This window comes from Rhodococcus chondri, assembly GCF_036327435.1.
Lineage (GTDB): Bacteria > Actinomycetota > Actinomycetes > Mycobacteriales > Mycobacteriaceae > Rhodococcus > Rhodococcus chondri.
In genome coordinates this window covers 1-568 of record NZ_JAUZMZ010000404.1, presented here as the reverse complement: position 1 = coordinate 568, position 568 = coordinate 1, and the positions used below count along the sequence as shown (strand labels likewise).

The window sequence follows — 568 nt, the reverse complement described above, 5'->3', positions numbered from 1 at the left end:
AGCTTGGTGAGCACGACACCGGTGATGTCGACGACGTCGGCGAACACGCGAGCCTGCATCAGGCCGTTCTGTCCGATCGTGGCGTCGAGGACCAGCAGGACCTCGTCGACCGCGGCCTTCTTCTCCACCACCCTTTTGACCTTGCCCAGCTCGTCCATCAATCCGGTCTTGGTGTGCAACCGGCCCGCGGTGTCGATGAGGACGGCGTCGACACCGTCGTCGATGCCCCGCGCGACCGAGTCGAAGGCGACGGCAGCCGGGTCGGCGCCTTCCTTCCCGCGCACGACCTCGGCGCCGACACGTTCTGCCCACGTCTGCAGCTGGTCGGCCGCGGCCGCTCGGAAGGTATCCGCCGCGCCGAGCAGGACCCTGCGGCCGTCGGCGACGAGGACGCGCGCGAGCTTGCCGGTAGTGGTCGTCTTCCCGGTGCCGTTGACGCCGACCACGAGCAGGACCGACGGGTGGTCGTCGTGCGGAAGCGCTCGGATGGACCGGTCCAGTTCGGGACGCAGTTCGTCGACGAGCACGCCGCGCAGCACCGCGCGGGCCTCGTCCTCGGTGCGCACGC

At 70.1% G+C, this 568-nt stretch carries 1 protein-coding gene; it reads right to left on the bottom strand.

Translation table 11 applies throughout. The features are described 5' to 3' along the window. A partial coding sequence (locus tag Q8814_RS26425) for an AAA family ATPase (protein WP_330154862.1) occupies nt 1–568 on the bottom strand: 568 nt, incomplete at both ends.